Here is a 17,292-nt window from a genome sequence, read left to right as displayed (position 1 = left end):
GCTGTGAGTTAGTGTGATTCACCACAGCTTCCTTTTATAATTCGCGGCTGTGACACGGCCCCTCAACAACAAGGAGAACCTCGTGAGTGATAACACCTGGTTCATCATCGCCATCATTATTTATATGTTGGTCATGGTGCTCATCGGTTATTGGAGTTACCGCAAAACTGAAAAATACGACGACTACATGTTGGCCGGCCGCGGTCTCAATCCTTTTGTGGCTGCAATGTCTGCAGGCGCCTCAGATATGTCGGGCTGGCTACTTATGGGCCTACCCGGCGCGCTGTATGTCACCGGCATGTCAGAACTTTGGATTGCTATTGGTCTGACCATCGGTGCCTGGGCTAACTGGATGTGGGTCGCTCCGCGCCTGCGTTCCTATACTGAGGTTTCCGGCGATTCCATTACGCTACCTTCCTTCTTTGAAAACCGTTTGCGCGATAAGTCCCGTGCCCTGCGCGTGGTTTCGGCGTTGATCATTATTGTGTTCTTCACCTTCTATATCTCCTCCGGCATGGTTGCAGGTGGCGTGTATTGGGAGTCCACCTTCGGCGGCGATTATTGGGTGGGTATGGCAGTGGTTGCAGGTGTGACTGTGCTTTATACCTTCATTGGTGGATTCTTGGCGGTTTCTTATACCGACGCTGTGCAAGGAACCATCATGTTTTTCTCCCTCATTGTGGTGCCACTTTTTGCTTACTTTGCACTGGCCAACCCCAGCGATATTTGGAGCTTCGCAGCCTCCAATGATTACGGCCCATATACCGATGGCATTGGTAACCCCACCTACTTCTCCTTGATTTCTGGCGTGTCCTTTGCTGCGATTATTGGCAACCTGGCCTGGGGCTTGGGCTACTTTGGTCAGCCCCATATTGTGGTGCGTTTTATGGCACTGCGCTCCCCTGCCGAGGCCAAGCAAGGCCGCCGCATTGGTATTTCCTGGATGGTTTTGTGCCTGGCTGGCGCTACCTTCACTGCAATGATTTCCACCGTGTATTTTGCGCAGCACCCAGAGCATTCCATCACCGATACCACCTCTTATGAGTCCATCTTCTTGGATCTGGCCAATGTGCTCTTCCACCCACTGATCGCAGGTTTGATCCTTACCGCAGTGTTGGCAGCAATTATGTCCACCATGTCTTCGCAGCTGTTGGTTACTGCTTCTTCCCTCATTGAGGATCTACTCAAGGTGTTCAAGAAGGATGACCTCAATGAGAAGACCCTGATTACGCTGTCTCGTGGCACCGTTATCGTTTTGGCAATCCTTGCAGCTGTCATGGCTATTAGCCCTTCGGATTCCATCTTGGGACTGGTGGGCTTTGCCTGGGCTGGTTTTGGTTCTGCCTTTGGTCCGGTCACCATCGCCATGCTTTATTGGAAGCGTCTTAATGCCCCAGGCGCTATTGCCGGCATGATCACCGGTGCTGTGGTGTCCATTGCGTGGGGAATGTCCCCACTAAGCGATACTCTCTATGAGATCGTTCCAGGCTTTATTGCTGCGGCTGTGGTCATGGTTACTGTTTCTCTGGCAACCACGGCTCCTAAGCAGGAAATCCTGGATGAATTTGAGCAGGCCCGCAAGCTTTCAAAGGTTGTGGAAACAAAGGAAGATATTGACTTCCGCCAAGCTGCCAAAGAGATCTAAATAATCCGCGTTAAGCGGGAACCACCACTCAAGGTGGCGAGTCTAACCAGTATGTGAAGATATTTACTCGGTTGCTCGCCACCTTTAGTATTTTCTTGGGCCTTTATACCCTGCTGCCCTACCTCAGTTGGGAAACCACGCAGCTGCCGCCCGTGGCGCAAGTTAATCAGCGCGCCACCGTGATCGGTTATGACCGCGATGCCAAATTTGGCGGTTGGCTAAGTGGCGTGCGTGAGGGTGTGGTGGCACAAGCAGGCCAGCTAGACCCCTATACCGGAGATCCGCTTGAACACCACGATGCCGAGGTGGACCATATTTTTCCACTCAGCGCAGCCTGGGATCTAGGGGCGCATCAATGGAGTGACGCCCAGCGGATTCGATTTGCCAATGATTCCCGCAATTTGGTGTTGGTCTCACGCCAACAAAATCAGGAGAAGGGCGATCAGCTACCGAGTGAATGGTTACCGCAGGATCCACAGGTGCGATGCTGGTACGTCGAAAAGCTTTATGCGGTGGCCAATGCCTACCAGCTCCCGCTCCCCCACGCCGATGTGCGCACTGCTGAAAAGCAGTGTGGGTTCGCGAAATTTTGGTGAGCTAGTTAGGCTAGTTATTAAGCATTTTCTATTGCCCATTCATAATTGAAAGGTTCACCAGCCCGTGACCACTATCATGGTTATCCTGCACGTTCTTGCAGCGATCCTCTTCCTCGGCCCTGCCACTGTCGCTACCTCACAGTTCCACGTACGCGCCCTTGACGCCCACAATGGAAATAAGCAGTCCGAAGGTTCCGCTAAGACCCTCTTTAAGATTTCCCAGTCCTATGGCATGTTGTCCCTGCTCGTGCCATTGCTGGGCGTTGCTGTCATGCTGCTCAATTGGTCTCACTTTAAGACCGAAGGGCAGTTCCACGCTGCTATCGCACTGAGCGTTATCGCTTGGGCTTTGCTCTTCGCCGTTATTTTCCCACGTCAGAAGAAGATGATGGGTGCGCTTGGCCTGCTGGAGGCTGATGAGCAAGCCGCTAAAACCTATGAGATCGCCAACTGGGACAAGGCCAAGGGCCAGCTTTCCATGTTTGCCGGTATCTGGGCGCTGCTGTGGGTTATTATCGCAGTTTTGATGTTCATCTAATTTACGCAGCTTGAAAGCCCGCTCTTATTTGAGAGCGGGCTTTTTGCGCTTTTCGACGCCGCCCCACAGTGCGCAGCTTACCCGCCGCGCCGGGGGTTAGAGTTGTGCAGGGTCAGTGCCTTTCAGTGCGAAGGTCAATAAGCGGGTGAGGTTTTCTGCAGTCACAGGACGCGGATTGTGCGCTGGAATTTTCTCCAAAATGATAGCTACTGCCTGCGGTATCCCCGCCTCCGCAAATCCGAGATCCTGTAAACGCTGTGGTGCATTTACTTACACTCGATGTTTTTGAAGCCCTGCTAATGCACTTTCGGCGCCAGAAGCCGCAGCTATTTTCTTTTCGATCTCAGGTGCAAAAGGCGCATTAAAAGCTGAAACATAAGGCAAAACCGTGGCGTGAGTTTGGGCATGGGGCAAATTAGAGGTTCCGCCCAACACATGGCAAATATTATGGTGGAAACCAGATCCAGCAGAAGCAAAGGAAACCGCTGCCAAATATGCACCATAAAGCACTTCATCCCGGCCTGGAATTCCCCGTGGATCAGCGACGATTGGTTGCAGCCCGGAAGCAAGTGCTCGAATCCCTTCCACGGCAAGTGCTGCATTAATAGGATCGGCTTTGGGCGCCCAGAGAGAATCGATGCAATGAGCCACGGCGTTAAGGCCAGATGCCACCGACATCTCCGTAGATAAGGAGAGCGTGAGTGCAGAATCATAAATCATCGCAACCGGCAAGACCTTACTATCCACACCGGTGGTTTTGCGATCCTCATCTGTAATACCCCACACATTGGTTGCCTCTGAGCCAGCGTAAGTTGTGGGGATTGCGATGATTGCTATCCACTCGCTCAAGGCAATTGCTTTAGCTAGCCCTGAAGCTGAGCCTCCGCCGATTGAGATGATAAGGTCCACTGCATTTTCTCGGGCGCGTTCGCGGGCAGTAGCTGCAGATTCTGCAGGCACATGCATTACGACCTCGTTATGCCAGACCTCAACATTGATGTCGGCAGTGAGTTTTTGTGCCAGGGGACGTTCTCGAGCCCTGCAAATAACCATGGCGCTTTCAGCCTTTAACTCTGTTACTGCAGCGAGCAAATTTTTTGAAGCATCTCCTGCCCCAAAATAAACTCTTTGTCCGAGGGTTTCATGCTCAAAATTCATCGCCACGGCACTCTCCTTTAGTTGTGAGCTTTCCCAATTGTGTCCCGAGCCTAGCTGGGAATTATGAAGTGGAGAGGCAAAGTCACAGCACTTGTTCAAAAAAGTTAATGGGATGATCTTTAAGAGTTAACTTATTCGCAAACTAGCAACCATAACTTGGAGATTTTTTGCACATTAATCTAAGCCACTTTCAAGGTTATGGAAACTGAATAGTTAACGCTTTCCCAGATGCCCTAGGTCTTGCCCACGAGTGGTTTAAATCTTCTAATTTAAGAGAAATGGTCTTATGAAGAATTCCTTGACTCGCCGATCCCTCGGTGTATTGCTCTGCACCACTATGGTTGCCATCGTCTCCCTGAAGCCAGCTGCTTCCGCACAAGAAAACCTGCTCCTGGATGCTTCAGCCATTGCCCCACATGCTGGGCCACATGGATACTTTGTAGATTCTTGGAATACCAATGACAGCTCCCTCCAGTCCTCCGAAACCAATGCCGGCATCGGAGTGCTTGATGGCATGCACGACCTGTGGATCCCTGGTACCTCCTGGAATAACGGCACCAAAGTTAATGCCACTGTGCTGGATTCCAATATTGCCCAAGCTATAGAAATCTCCAAGGCTGCCAGCGATGAAGAGCAAGTCCGGGCCTATGTTATCGACCGCCGCAACCAGAACTACACCGCAACCGACGGCTTGGGCACTTATGCCGAGGCATACCGCGCAGCTGTGAGTGCAGGAACTACCATTCCCGATACAGTGCCTGCTGAAGCTTATACAACCAAGTTGGAAGATGAGGGGAAGTTCAATGGCAAGTGGGCTGAGACCACCGGCGAACTAGGTTCCACCGTTGCCCTTATTGAAGCGATTCGTGGACACTTCGCATCCTCCAATCCTTCCAAGAACTACTACCAGTACCCACGCCCCTACCGCTGGACTGGATCAATTGAAGCTGACGCTTGGGGTGAGGGCGTTGATATGCCTGAATATGCTTTCCCACTGCGTAAGAGCGAGGACGAGGCAGCTTCCGACGGTAGATTCCCCTCCGGACACACCAGCGCTGGCCACATGGCAGTTAATGGTCTGGCCTATGCCTTCCCACAGCAATACGACGAACTGCTACTGACTGCAGCGGAGATCGGCAAGAGCCGCATTCAATTGGGAATGCACTCCCCACTGGACGTGATGGGCGGCCGAATTCTTTCCACTGCCATCACCGCTGGTGCACTTAATGATGCTGCCCTTGATGAAACCAAGGCTGCAGCATTTGCAGACGGCCAAACTTGGTTGAGCGATCAGGCTGGAATCACGCCTATTGAAGGCGATTATAATGCTCAGCTCGAGGCTTATACCGAGTACCTGACCTTCGGTTTTGAGCAAACCGGCAACACCACCGAAGAAGCACGAGTTCCTAAGGGAGCAGAGGCACTCCTGGAAACTCGTCTGCCATATTTGGATGAGGAGCAGCGCCGTTGGGTGCTCCACTCCACCGCCATTGAATCTGGCTATCCTTTGCTTGACGACGAAGAAGGTTGGGGCCGCCTCAATCTCTTTGCTGCTCAGGCTGGATATGGCGCTTTTGATACCAATGTTGCCATCACCATGGATGCTGCAGCCGGCGGTTATGCAGCTACAGATAATTGGCAAAATGATATCGAAGGGGCTGGATCATTGACCAAGGATGGCACCGGTGAACTGACCCTCTCCGGTGAAAACTCCTACACCGGTGGCACTACCCTCGCTGGCGGTTCCTTGATTGCAACTACCCCAACCGCACTTGGCAGTGGAGATCTTAAGGTGGAAGACGACGCAACCCTCAAGGTCAGCGAGCAAGGTGTCGCTATTTTGGGCACTGCGACCCTCGACGGCTATCTGGAAGTCACTCTGCCTGCGGGAACTGACCTCAGCCAGGGCTTAAGCATCCTCAAAGCTTCGGAAATCAACGGTGAATTTGATTCCATCACGGTTGCAGGTGTGGACAATGTAAAGGCCACCTACACCAACGATGAGCTCATCATTTCTACCGATAATGGTGAGGTCGAATCCTCCAGCTCTGACAATGGACTCTTCAAGGCCCTCGGCGTTATTGCTGCTCTTGGTGGTTTAGCTGCAGTTATTGGCGGTCTTTTCACCACTGCAGTAAATAATGGGGTCATCTCCCCTGCTCTATTGCCACAGAGTGTTCGCGATCTGCTCAAGGTCTAAAATCTGCAAGAAAAATACTATCGCCGAGCCCGCCAGTTTTTCGTCGATAGTATTTTTTTAAATCTTTTTGGCACAGCAAAAGGCCCGCTTTTCAATGAAGAGAAACGGGCCTTAAATACTTTTAGCTAGGACTAGTCGCGTCCACGGCTACGGAATCCACCGCGCTCGCCGCCACGTCCACCACGATCATCACGGTCACGGCCGCCACGGAAACCTCCGCGGTCGCCACCACGTCCGCCACGATCATCACGGTCACGGCCGCCACGGAATCCACCGCGGTCGCCACGATCTGCACGTGGACCACGGTCATCGCGCTCGAAGCGACGAGGAGGGCGTCCACCTGCATCGCGTTCGATGTTGATGAGCTGGCCGGAGATGCGGGTGTCGCGCAGGTTGTCAAGAACGCTCTGTGGGAGGTCCTTTGGCAACTCAACCAAGGTGTGGTCGGCTGCAATGGTGATACGGCCGAAGTCCTTGGAGTTAAGTCCACCTTCATTTGCCAGGGCGCCAACGATGGCACCTGGGCGAATGTGCTGGCGCTTGCCAACAGCCAAGCGGTAGGTTGCGAGGTTCTCGTCGTCACGATCAAAGCGTGAACCACGATCGCCACGGTCACCGCGGTCACGGCCACGTCCGCCACGATCTCCACGATCGTCGAAGTCACGACGACGATCGGTGCGCTCACGACGCTCTGGTGGGAGTTCCTTGAGCAGGAAGTCACCGGTCTGAGCCTGAGTAGCCAAAGCTGCAGCGATGTCCTCGAGAGGAACATCATTAGCCTGGGAGTACTCCTTGACCAAAGAGCGGAACATGTCGATCTGCTTGTCTTCCAAGGACTTGGTGATGGAGTCCGCAAACTTAACCTTGCGGAAATCGTTCACCTGATCCACGGTAGGCAATTCCATCTCGGTAAGAGGTGCGTTGGTAGCACGCTCGATGGAGCGCAGCATGCGACGCTCACGAGGAGTTACGAACAGGATTGCCTCGCCGGAACGTCCTGCACGGCCGGTACGGCCAATGCGGTGGACATAAGACTCGGTGTCATTTGGAATGTCGTAGTTAAGCACGTGGGAGATGCGCTCAACGTCAAGACCACGGGCTGCAACGTCGGTAGCAACAAGGATGTCTAGACGACCGTCCTTGAGCTGATCGACGGTACGCTCACGCTGGGCCTGAGCAATATCACCATTGATGGCAGCTGCGGAGAATCCGCGAGCGCGCAACTTCTCAGCAACTTCTTCAGTCTCGTGCTTGGTACGCACGAACATGATCATTGCTTCGAACTCAGTTACTTCGAGGATGCGGGTAAGTGCATCCATCTTGTTGCGGTGTGCAACAGAGATAAAGCGCTGGGTGATGTTGGTGTTGGTCCTGGTCTCAGACTTAACAGTGATCTCAGCTGGGTTGTTGAGGTACTGCTTGGAGAGACGACGGATACCGTTAGGCATGGTTGCAGAGAACAAAGCAACTTGCTTGTCATCTGGGGTGTCTTCCAGGATGCGTTCAACATCTTCTTGGAAGCCCATGTTGAGCATCTCATCAGCTTCATCAAGAACCAGGAAGCGCAGGCTGGAGATATCCAGTGAGCCCTTTTCCAGGTGATCGATGATACGACCTGGGGTACCAACAACGATGTGGGCACCGCGACGAAGGCCGGACAACTGAATGCCATAAGCCTGACCGCCATAGATTGGCAGTACGTTGACGCCACCAACATGGTCAGCGAAAGATTGGAAGGAATCCGCAACCTGCAGTGCAAGTTCACGGGTCGGTGCTAGCACCAATGCCTGCGGGGTACGCAGGGACTTATCAATACGGGAAAGGATTGGCAGCGCGAAAGCTGCGGTCTTACCGGTACCGGTCTGTGCTAGACCGACTACGTCCTGACCCTGCATAAGGATCGGGATGGTTTGTTCCTGGATGGGGGAAGGAGTTTCGTAACCTACCTTGCGCACAGCATTTAGAATCTGCTCTGGCAATCCGAGTGCATCGAAGCCAGTCTTGACTTCCGTAGAGGATGACTCGTTTGAAGATGGGGTTACATCTTCCGAGGAGTCCTCGTTCACATTCTCATTGATTACATTGCTCGCGTTGTCTGCCTTAGAAGCAGAGTCGGCGTCCTCAGAATTATCCGCAACCCTGGTGATCTCTTCGCTACCCTCAGACACGGTGGTGCCTTTAACATTGTTGTTTGGGGTTTCGAGAGCGAAGTCAGCTGATGCTGAGTCACCCTGCGGGGTTTCCTGAGATTCCGACGAAATTACGTTATTCGGCTGTTCTACGTCGCCGTTGACGTTCTCGCTATTTCTCATTGTTCCTCTAAGCTACGCTACATTCGGCCAAAACTCCAGAGCTGAACAATATTCAAATTGTTATGAAGAGGTTTCTGAGCTGCATAAATGGGACATAGTTCACAAGTTTGTCCCAAAAAAGGTCATATCCACCTGATTTTTAAGCGTTTATAGGATATATGGGTGATCTGACACACTATTAGCTTATTTTGAGTCCTTAACCTCCAGGGGAACCATTGTTGAATAAATAACCCAGAAGTATCCGACCACTATATTTCCGCGCTGACAGAGTAATGTGATCTGCGTTCAAATTCGTTTATCCCAACTGAAAAGAGGTCAGCATGTCGTTGAATGCTTCACCTGCTCCAACCCAAGCGTTTAAAGGGCTGCGGGCACGCCACATTCACTTCATCGCGCTGGGTTCGGCAATCGGCACGGGCTTGTTCTATGGTTCCGCTGGAGCTATCCAAGCCGCTGGCCCCTCAGTATTGCTGGTTTATTTGCTAGGCGGCGCTGTCGTCTACTTCCTGCTCCGTGCACTTGGTGAGATGGCAGTCCACCACCCCGTCCGTGGTTCCTTTGCGGTATACACCCGCGCCCACCTCGGAGGCTGGGCCGGTTATATCACCGGCTGGATGTTCGCCTTTGAGATGCTCATCGTGTGTCTAGCTGACCTCACTGCTGTCGGTATCTATATGGGATTTTGGTTCCCCAATGCACCTCAGTGGATTTGGGTGGCAGCCACTCTCCTCATCGTTGGTGGCGCAAACTTGGCCTCGGTGCGCTGGTTCGGTGAATTAGAATTTGTGTTCACTATTGTCAAGGTCACGGCCGTGGTTGCCATGATTGTCGGCGGTGCTGCAATTCTTGCCTTTGGCCTGGGCACCAACACTGAAGTATCTGGCGTTTCCAACTTGTGGGAGCATGGCGGTTTCTTCCCCAATGGCGTGGAAGGCATGATTGCAGCCTTCATCCTGGTTCTCTTTGCCTTTGGCGGCACTGAGATTATTGGTGTAGCCGGCTCCGAGGCCGAAGATCCAGAAAAGTCCATCCCTCAGGCAGTCAACACCGTTCCTGTGCGCATCCTGCTCTTCTATGTTGGCGCCATCCTCATAATTTTGGCCCTCAACCCATGGCCATCTATTACCGGCGAGGAATCCCCCTTCGTACAAATCTTTGACACCTTAGGCGTGAGCTGGGCAGCTGCTTTGCTCAATGTTGTTGTCATCACCGCTGCTCTTTCCGCCATTAACGCAGACCTTTTTGGTGCAGGTCGCGTGCTCACCGGCCTTGCCAAGGAAAACCTGGCGCCACAGATCATGGGCAAGATCTCCAAGAACGGCGTGCCCATGATGACCACCGTCATCATGATCTTCGTTCTCATCCTGGGCGTTGTCCTCAACGCCGTTTTGCCGGAGCGCGTCTTTGAGATTGTTGCTTCTTTGGCCACCTTCGCCACCGTTTATGTGTGGCTGATGATCCTGCTTGCGCAGGTTGCTTCTCGACGCAAGATGTCTGCTGATGAGGTCAAAACACTCAAATTCCCAGTGCCCTTCTACCCCTTCGGCCAGTACTTTGCGATCGCATTCATCGCTTTCACCTTTGGCATTATGGTCTGGTATTCCGACTACCACCTGCCACTAGCCGTAGGCGTTGGCTTCCTCGTCTTAATGACGTTGCTTTATTTTGTAACTGGCCGTCCAAAAGCCATTGCCCCAGTTAATTATGAAGAGCTAGATCCCCGAAACTCCTAAAATCTAGCCCCCAAATAAAAATTGCTCAGTGCTTTTTGCACTGAGCAATTTTTCTATTTAACTGCTGCCAAAAGCGCTACTACCACCGGCAGCACCGCCACCATCATTCGGAGTATTCGGGTTACCTGGGTCCCCAGGATCTCCTGGAGCTCCCGGATTATCAGGGTTGGCAAGTTTAGAAATACACGTCTGATAAGGCTCTATTACTCCATTAACAATGACATCAAAAGGCGCCATTGCCGGAGTTAGCAGCTCTTTTGCACGTGCACTGACGGTGTAGTTAAAGAAGGTGGAGTTTGTGGCATCAACTCCCATACCAGCTGGATAGGACTTAATCTGCGCAATAAATCCTTCGGCATTAGCCTTGGCAACATCAAGCTTACCCACTAATTTCGGGGTGAATTCCCTATCTAGCTGTCCTGCCAAATATTCAGGTAAAACAGCAGCAATAATGATGGCGGAAAGATCATTTTGGCTAAAGCCTGCTGACCTACCTGCCTGATAAAAAGCTGCCCATGCAGCCTGAGCAGCTGTGCTTAAGGAGCCAATTTCAATAGTGCCGGTCAATGCCTGTTCAGACAATTCTGAAACCAGAAGATTTATTTCTGGATCGAGTCCATCAACCAAAGAAGTAAGAGTGCCCAGGCTCAGCCTCTCAGTGGCAAGAATCTCAGCTCGAAGTGCTGCCATATCTGCAGTGGTCACCGTGATTGTGCATAGAGCGCCATTCACCTCGACACTAGCAGCCTGAGCTGCAGGAAGTGGCAGAAGTGAAGCACTAAAAGTAGTTGCAACCACAGCTGCAGCCAATAATGTCCGGTGGATTTTCATGGGTCGCCCTTAAATCTCTTCGAAGGAAACAACAGGGAACCTCACTAGTGTCAGGTTTGTACATAGAAACTTAGCAGACTAACTACAGGCAAGGAAGGTCTAGTTTCCTAGGGCATAGTTTCGCTAAGCTTGTGTGCACCCCGGATTAACACAATTTTTAATAATGTTTTTCGAAAGAGGATTGACCTCCTTCGGGGCTAATTTCCAATGCGCACCCCTTGCTTGGGAACTCTACTTAGGGTCCTACCGACAACTCACACATAGATCGCCCAAGGCGTACCTGCTTTGGTTGTCACTTTATTCAACCTACCCACGAGGGGAAGTTACAGCTGTGGATGTCGTCGACATCGCACGGTGGCAGTTTGGTATAACCACCGTCTATCACTTCATTTTTGTTCCTTTGACTATTGGACTTGCTCCACTAGTTGCGTTAATGCAAACCTTTTGGCAAGTCACAGGCAAAGAACATTGGTATCGTGCCACTCGCTTCTTTGGCACAGTGTTGTTAATTAACTTTGCTCTCGGCGTCGCCACCGGCATCGTGCAGGAATTCCAATTCGGCATGAACTGGTCGGAATATTCCCGCTTTGTGGGAGATGTTTTTGGCGGACCACTTGCATTGGAAGGCCTGGTCGCCTTCTTCCTGGAGTCAGTATTCCTAGGCCTGTGGATTTTTGGCTGGGGAAAAATTCCCGGATGGCTCCATACCGCCTCCATTTGGATCGTCGCTGTGGCGACCAATGTCTCGGCTTATTTCATCATCGTTGCCAACTCCTTTATGCAGCATCCAGTGGGTGCGGAGTACAACCCCGAAACCGGCCGCGCTGAACTGGTGGATTTCTGGGCACTGCTCACAAACTCCACAGCACTCGCTGCTTTCCCCCACGCCGTTGCTGGTGCCTTCCTAACCGGCGGTACTTTTGTACTGGGCATTTCCGGTTGGTGGCTTATTCGCGCCAAGGTTCAGGCTAAGAAGGCTGGAGTAGCCGAGGAGGATCGCCACTCCATGCACCGCCCGGTGCTGTGGGTTGGCTGGTGGACCACGGTTTTATCTTCAGTTGCTTTGGGTCTCACCGGTGATATCCAAGCCAAGCTGATGTTTGTGCAGCAGCCCATGAAGATGGCTTCGGCAGAATCGTTGTGCCACACCGAAACTGACCCCAGCTTCTCCATTTTGACCATCGGTACGCACAACAACTGCGATTCCGTGATTCACCTGTTGGAACTTCCTTTTGTGCTGCCTTTCTTGGCCGAAGGAAAGTTCACTGATGTCACCCTCCAAGGTGTAAAGGATCTCCAAGCCCAGGCCGAGGCTCTTTATGGACCTGGCAATTACTCCCCCAACCTCTTTGTTACGTACTGGTCTTTCCGCGCCATGATTGGCCTCATGCTGGGTTCTCTGGCCATTGCTGCAATCGCGTGGTTCCTTTTGCGTAAAAAGCGCACTCCTCAGGGCAAGATCGCGCGCCTTTTCCAGATCGGTAGCCTCATCGCACTCCCCTTCCCCTTCCTGGCTAACTCCGCAGGTTGGATCTTTACAGAGATGGGCCGCCAGCCTTGGGTGGTGCACCCCAATCCGGATTCCGCCGGAGATTCACGTACTGAACTGATTCGCATGACTGTTGATATGGGTGTTTCTGATCATGCCACGTGGCAAGTCTGGCTCACCCTCATTGGATTTACCCTGCTCTACCTAGCACTCTTTGTGGTCTGGTTCTGGTTGATCCGCCGCGCCGTGCTGCTGGGACCACCTGCCGAAGGTGGCCCTACCGCCAGTGAGCACACCGGACCTGCCACCCCAGTGGGTTCGGATCTGCCGATTTCCCCGCTCCGCTTTACTACAGCATCCACAGCAGAGGAGCAGAAGTAATCATGGATCTTAATACTTTTTGGTTCATCGTTATCGCCGTACTCTTTGCCGGATATTTCTTGCTGGAGGGCTTTGACTTCGGCGTCGGAATCCTTGCGCCCATCGTGGGCAAGGATAAAGATTCCCGCAATACTGTCATCAAAACCATCGGACCGGTCTGGGATGGCAATGAAGTGTGGCTCATCTCTGCTGGTGGCGCGCTTTTTGCCGCCTTCCCAGAGTGGTACGCCACCATGTTTTCCGGAATGTACCTGCCGCTCTTCCTTATCCTGGTAGCTCTAATCCTTAGAGTTGTCGGCCTGGAATGGCGCAAAAAGGTGGATGATCCCCGCTGGTTTAAGTGGTCTGATCGCGCAGTATTCGTTGGATCCTGGGCACCTGCGCTGCTGTGGGGCCTAATTTTCTCCAATATTGTGCGCGGAATGCCCATCAAAGCAGATCACAGCATCGATGCCACAGCAGCCCTGCCTGGCATTTTTAACCCCTACGCCATTCTTGGAGCACTGGCCTTTACGGCGCTGTTCACCATGCATGGCCTCGCTTTTATCCGCCTCAAAACCGCAGGCCGGGTGCGCACCGATGCCGGCCGGGTGGCTGGCCGCGTCGTCACGCTTAGTGCTGTTTTAGGGGCACCATTTGTGCTCTGGACGGCCATTTCCTATGGCAAGAGTTGGTCCTGGTTTATCGCGCTATTCGTCATCCTTGCGGTACTGGTGGGCGGATTTGCGCTGCTCAAGGGTAGGGATTGGCTGAGTTTTGGGGCAACTTCCGCGGCTGTGCTCGGCGTTGCGGTGCTGATGTTTAGCGCGCTCTTCCCGCTAGTTATGCCAACAACCTTGGCCGATGGCGTGGACCTGGATATTTGGAATGCCTCCTCGAGTGATTACACGCTGCACATTTTGACCTGGACCGCGGTGTTTATTGTGCCGGTGGTGCTGTTGTACCAGGGCTGGACCTATTGGGTATTTAGGAAGCGCCTCAGCGCCCCGCCCCTGGCCACCTCCACCGAAACAACCGACCCCGAAACCACCACAACCAGAGGAACAAAAGGCCAGCCAGCGTGAGTGACACCGCAGAGTTAGACACACCCAGCGTCCGTGGCCCCGTTGATTGGCGATTGCTCAAAGCCTCGCCAGCCACGCGGCGCTGGGTGGTGGTGGCAGCGCTGCTGATCACCGCAAAAACGCTCAGCATCGTGGCCATGGGTTTATTGATTGGCCAATTAACTGCCGGTTTGATTGAAAATCCAGGTTCCACGCTCCCCCGCCAAGAACTCATTTTTGTGGCTCTCGCGGTGGTGTTGCGCGGCGTTTTTGGGTGGCTGCAAAGCCGTTTTGGGCACAGAGCCGCCACCCAGGCGATCACCGAACTGCGCGCGCAGACCTTGGCCGAGCTGGCCCGGCGCGATCCGCGCACCATCGATCAAGCTGCTTGGCGTATCCGCCTGCTCCAGGGACTTGACGGCCTCGGCCCCTACCTCACCGGGTTTTTGCCAGCGCTAGCGGCCACGATTATTGCCACGCCTCTAATGTTGGCCGTGATTTGGAGCCTTGACCTGGGCTCAATGTTTATTGCGCTATTCACGTTGCCATTAATTCCGCTGTTCATGTGGCTGGTGGGCACCCTCACCGCTGGCCGCACAGAGCAACGCCTGCGCGATCTGGCTACCTTGAGCGATCAGCTGCTTGACCTCATCGCGGGGCTTCCCACGCTGCGGGTTTTCCGCCGTCATAAAGAAATGGCCACCGAGGTGCGCCGGCTTTCCTCGAGTCATGCGAGCTCCACCCTCAGCGTGCTAAAAATCGCTTTCCTTTCCAGTTTTGTGCTGGAATTTTTGGCCACACTTTCAGTAGCTTTGGTGGCTGTTGGCATTGGATTTCGCCTGCTAGATGGCAATATCACGCTCGCAGTTGGGTTGAGCGTGCTGATCATCATCCCGGAGGTCTACAACCCCATCCGCGAGGTCGGCGCGCGTTTCCACGACGCCCAAGATGGCCTGGTTGCCACTGAAGAAATCCTCACCTTGCTCAGCAATAAAACCCCGCTTGTCGACGCCTCCCTCCCCGAACTCAACCTTGCCGGAGGGCTAAAGGTAGCAGTAACTGGACTAAGCGCCCACGGGCGCGATGGCATCCATCCTCAAAACTTAAGCTTTGAGGCGCACCCCGGCGCGCTGACTGTGCTGTGGGGCGAAAATGGCTCTGGTAAATCCACTACTCTTTTGGCCATTTTGGGCCTGGTCACCGAAGGTATTAGTGGCTCAGTTGTGGTTCAAGATGCATCCGGCAGGCAGCTTGCAGGCCCCCAGTTGTGGCAGCACTGCGCTTTTATGCCGCAGCGTCCGGTTTTGGATAGCTCACTTGTGGGCGATAATTCCCAGCTTTCCTTGGGCCAGCGTCAACGTCTAGCCCTTGACCGTGAGCTCTCCCGCGGTGATGCCGCTTTGGTCTTGCTGGATGAGCCCACCGCACACCTCGATCCAGACAATGCACTCCTTATTATTACGCGCTTGCAGGCTTTGGCGAAGGCCGGAGCCACCGTGGTGGTTGTTTCCCACGATCCCCTGCTACGCGACGCAGCCGATGTGGTGGTGAATGTAGCATGAACCAACTTGCAGCAATCCGTTCCCGCGAGGTGATACTGCCAGTGCTAGCTGGCACTGTGACCATGCTGGCCTCGATGACACTGACCGTAGTTTCGGCCTGGTTGATCACCAAAGCCTGGGAAATGCCTCCGGTTATGGATCTCACCGTGGCGGTCACCGCAGTACGCGCCTTGGGCATTAGCCGCGCGGTTTTCCGTTATATAGAAAGAGTGGTTTCCCACAAACTTGCGCTCGATGTTGCCAGCCGAACCCGCACCGCAGCTTATGAGCGTCTAGCCAACTCCCCCGCAACGGCAATGTCTCTCAAACGTGGCGATCTACTCAGCCGCCTCGGTGCAGATATTGATGCACTCTCTGACGTGATCGTCCGCTCGGTAGTTCCTAGTGGCGTGGCTTTGGTAAGCAGTGTCTTAGCCGTTGCCTTTGCAGCCTTTTTGAGCTGGCCGGTGGCATTGGTACTGGCCACAGGCCTCATTTTAGCTGCGATTATTCCCCCAGCCCTTGCAGCCCGCGGTGTGCGACATGCCGAAATCGCCCGTGCCATTGCCGTGCAAGAATACGTCAGTGCCGTTGACCACGTACTTGTTGATCAAGCAGGTCTGCGCGTGCGCGGTGACATGCCCGCTGCCCTTGCAACGGCTGAACAAGCGGCGCAGTCCTATGCCAAGGCCGATGATGCGGGTTCACGTTTCTCGGCTATTGGTGTGGGAACTTCCATCTGGATCCACGGCTTTAGCGTGATCGGTGTGCTCCTCGTAGCCGCCAGCTACTACACCTCTGGCGATCATTCCCCACAATGGTTGGGCGTTTCGGTACTGCTCAGCCTGGCTGCTTTTGAGGCAGTATCCGTCCTGCCCGACGCAGCCATCGCCCGCACCCGTGCCGCTGGCGCTGCTGGGCGGCTAGCTGATATTGCCAACATTCCCGCAGCTACTCCCCCTGAAGCTGCGGAAGCTCCCGCCGAGCCCAGCATTGTGGCAAAAGACCTGGTTTACGGCTGGGATAGCGATCTTGGCACCTGCAACCTCAACCTGCCCTTTGGTTCCCGCCACGAGATCATCGCACCCTCCGGCACCGGCAAAACCACGCTGCTGCTTACGCTCGCAGGATTCTTGACACCCCGCAGCGGAACAGTGTTGATTGGTGGCAAAGATCCAGCTCAGCTCAGTGGAACGGTGCTATTTAGCCCCGAGGACGGCCACATCTTCGCCACCACCCTGCGCGACAACTTAGCCCTTGGCGCCCCCACCGCCACCGATGCGGAAATGCTAGACATCCTCGAGGCAGTGGGCCTGAGCTCCTGGTTTAGTGGCCTCGAACAGGGCCTTTCCACGCTTCTTAACCACGGCGCCGATAGCCTCTCCGGCGGTCAACGCCGCCGGGTGTTGCTTGCGCGAGCGCTGCTCAGCGACGCCCCCATTTTGCTTCTCGACGAACCAACCGAGCATCTTGACGCCCAAGGCTCCGCCGAAATGCTTTCACTGCTTTCTCGAGACGAATTGCCTGGTTCCCGAGCTAGGAGGACTGTTGTGGTGGTGCGGCATGTGAGGTGAGTCATTGAATTGCTAAGTAAGACCAAATTCACTTAAAAATTAATTAAAGCAATATATGATCTCTCTAAATGGTGAAATATTAGAAGGGTTTATCTATTTAGCCAGAGAGAAACTAGATCTTCTTTAGAGAACATTTTGGTTTTAGACCATTCTTTTAGCATTTCTCATACAGGTGTTCTAAATGAGGGTGTTAGAAATCCTTCTATATCCAGCAAACTATTATTCTATTAATAATTTCAGAGATACGAGGA

The 17,292-nt window shown here is 53.4% G+C and carries 11 protein-coding genes and 1 pseudogene; 9 read left to right on the top strand and 3 right to left on the bottom strand.

What is annotated here, in order from left to right; translation table 11 throughout:
* The first annotated feature begins 82 nt into the window (after nucleotides 1-82).
* From putP to SFC07_RS10115, 3 genes are all read left to right on the top strand, one after another.
* Nucleotides 83-1,645: a sodium/proline symporter PutP gene (gene putP / locus SFC07_RS10125; RefSeq protein WP_411208134.1), complete on the top strand. Its 1,563-nt coding sequence runs from the start codon at nucleotides 83-85 to the stop codon at nucleotides 1,643-1,645.
* A gap of 53 nt (nucleotides 1,646-1,698) precedes the next feature.
* Nucleotides 1,699-2,241, top strand: coding sequence for a DUF1524 domain-containing protein (locus SFC07_RS10120; protein WP_411208133.1), 543 nt, complete (start codon nucleotides 1,699-1,701; stop codon nucleotides 2,239-2,241).
* A 64-nt stretch (nucleotides 2,242-2,305) separates the two neighbouring features.
* Nucleotides 2,306-2,779 carry a DUF2269 domain-containing protein gene (locus SFC07_RS10115; RefSeq protein ID WP_411208132.1) on the top strand — a complete coding sequence of 158 codons (474 nt, stop codon included), beginning with the start codon at nucleotides 2,306-2,308 and terminating at the stop codon, nucleotides 2,777-2,779.
* Between the two features lie 96 nt (nucleotides 2,780-2,875).
* Here SFC07_RS10115 and SFC07_RS10110 read toward each other — a convergent pair.
* A pseudogene (locus tag SFC07_RS10110) lies at nucleotides 2,876-3,943 on the bottom strand (maleylacetate reductase).
* 280 nt (nucleotides 3,944-4,223) lie between these two features.
* Here SFC07_RS10110 and SFC07_RS10105 point away from each other — a divergent pair.
* Nucleotides 4,224-6,137 (top strand): phosphatase PAP2 family protein, encoded by a 1,914-nt coding sequence (locus tag SFC07_RS10105; protein WP_411208131.1) that lies wholly within the window; start codon nucleotides 4,224-4,226, stop codon nucleotides 6,135-6,137.
* Between the two features lie 131 nt (nucleotides 6,138-6,268).
* On the opposite strand, the gene SFC07_RS10100 is transcribed toward SFC07_RS10105, so the two are convergent.
* Complete coding sequence (locus SFC07_RS10100; RefSeq protein ID WP_411208130.1) at nucleotides 6,269-8,449, bottom strand: DEAD/DEAH box helicase; 2,181 nt, start codon at nucleotides 8,447-8,449, stop codon at nucleotides 6,269-6,271.
* A 326-nt stretch (nucleotides 8,450-8,775) separates the two neighbouring features.
* On the opposite strand from SFC07_RS10100, the gene SFC07_RS10095 reads away from it, so the two are divergent.
* Entirely contained in the window at nucleotides 8,776-10,182 is a 1,407-nt protein-coding gene (locus SFC07_RS10095; protein ID WP_411208152.1) for an amino acid permease, read from the top strand.
* Between the two features lie 57 nt (nucleotides 10,183-10,239).
* Here SFC07_RS10095 and SFC07_RS10090 read toward each other — a convergent pair whose 3' ends face one another.
* Nucleotides 10,240-11,013, bottom strand: a complete 774-nt coding sequence (locus tag SFC07_RS10090) for a hypothetical protein (RefSeq protein ID WP_411208129.1) — start codon at nucleotides 11,011-11,013, stop codon at nucleotides 10,240-10,242.
* 331 nt (nucleotides 11,014-11,344) lie between these two features.
* Between SFC07_RS10090 and SFC07_RS10085 the strand changes: the two genes are divergently transcribed.
* The 4 genes from SFC07_RS10085 to cydC are packed head-to-tail and all read left to right on the top strand — an operon-like array spanning nucleotide 11,345 to nucleotide 17,041.
* Nucleotides 11,345-12,883, top strand: coding sequence for a cytochrome ubiquinol oxidase subunit I (locus tag SFC07_RS10085; protein WP_411208151.1), 1,539 nt, complete (start codon nucleotides 11,345-11,347; stop codon nucleotides 12,881-12,883).
* 2 nt (nucleotides 12,884-12,885) lie between these two features.
* Entirely contained in the window at nucleotides 12,886-13,947 is a 1,062-nt protein-coding gene (gene cydB, locus SFC07_RS10080) for a cytochrome d ubiquinol oxidase subunit II (RefSeq protein ID WP_411208128.1), read from the top strand.
* A complete protein-coding gene (locus SFC07_RS10075) occupies nucleotides 13,944-15,488 on the top strand; it encodes an ABC transporter ATP-binding protein/permease (protein WP_411208127.1) in 1,545 nt (514 codons plus the stop codon). The genes cydB and SFC07_RS10075 overlap by 4 nt, the downstream gene beginning before the upstream one ends.
* Nucleotides 15,485-17,041, top strand: coding sequence for a thiol reductant ABC exporter subunit CydC (gene cydC, locus SFC07_RS10070; protein ID WP_411208126.1), 1,557 nt, complete (start codon nucleotides 15,485-15,487; stop codon nucleotides 17,039-17,041). Before SFC07_RS10075 ends, cydC begins: the two co-directional genes overlap by 4 nt.
* Nucleotides 17,042-17,292: the final 251 nt, after the last annotated feature.

Origin of the sequence: Corynebacterium callunae, from assembly GCF_046592015.1 — a bacterium.
In the GTDB taxonomy this organism is placed as follows: Bacteria; Actinomycetota; Actinomycetes; order Mycobacteriales; family Mycobacteriaceae; genus Corynebacterium; species Corynebacterium callunae_A.
Note: the sequence above shows the minus strand (reverse complement) of the source record. Positions and strands in the feature narration are given on the sequence as shown.

Coding starts and splice junctions, on each gene's coding strand:
- SFC07_RS10105 (WP_411208131.1), top strand. CDS start 4,224: ATGAAGAATTCCTTGACTCGCCGATCCCTCGGTGTATTGCTCTGCACC.
- SFC07_RS10100 (WP_411208130.1), bottom strand. CDS start 8,449: ATGAGAAATAGCGAGAACGTCAACGGCGACGTAGAACAGCCGAATAAC.
- SFC07_RS10090 (WP_411208129.1), bottom strand. CDS start 11,013: ATGAAAATCCACCGGACATTATTGGCTGCAGCTGTGGTTGCAACTACT.
- cydB (WP_411208128.1), top strand. CDS start 12,886: ATGGATCTTAATACTTTTTGGTTCATCGTTATCGCCGTACTCTTTGCC.
- cydC (WP_411208126.1), top strand. CDS start 15,485: ATGAACCAACTTGCAGCAATCCGTTCCCGCGAGGTGATACTGCCAGTG.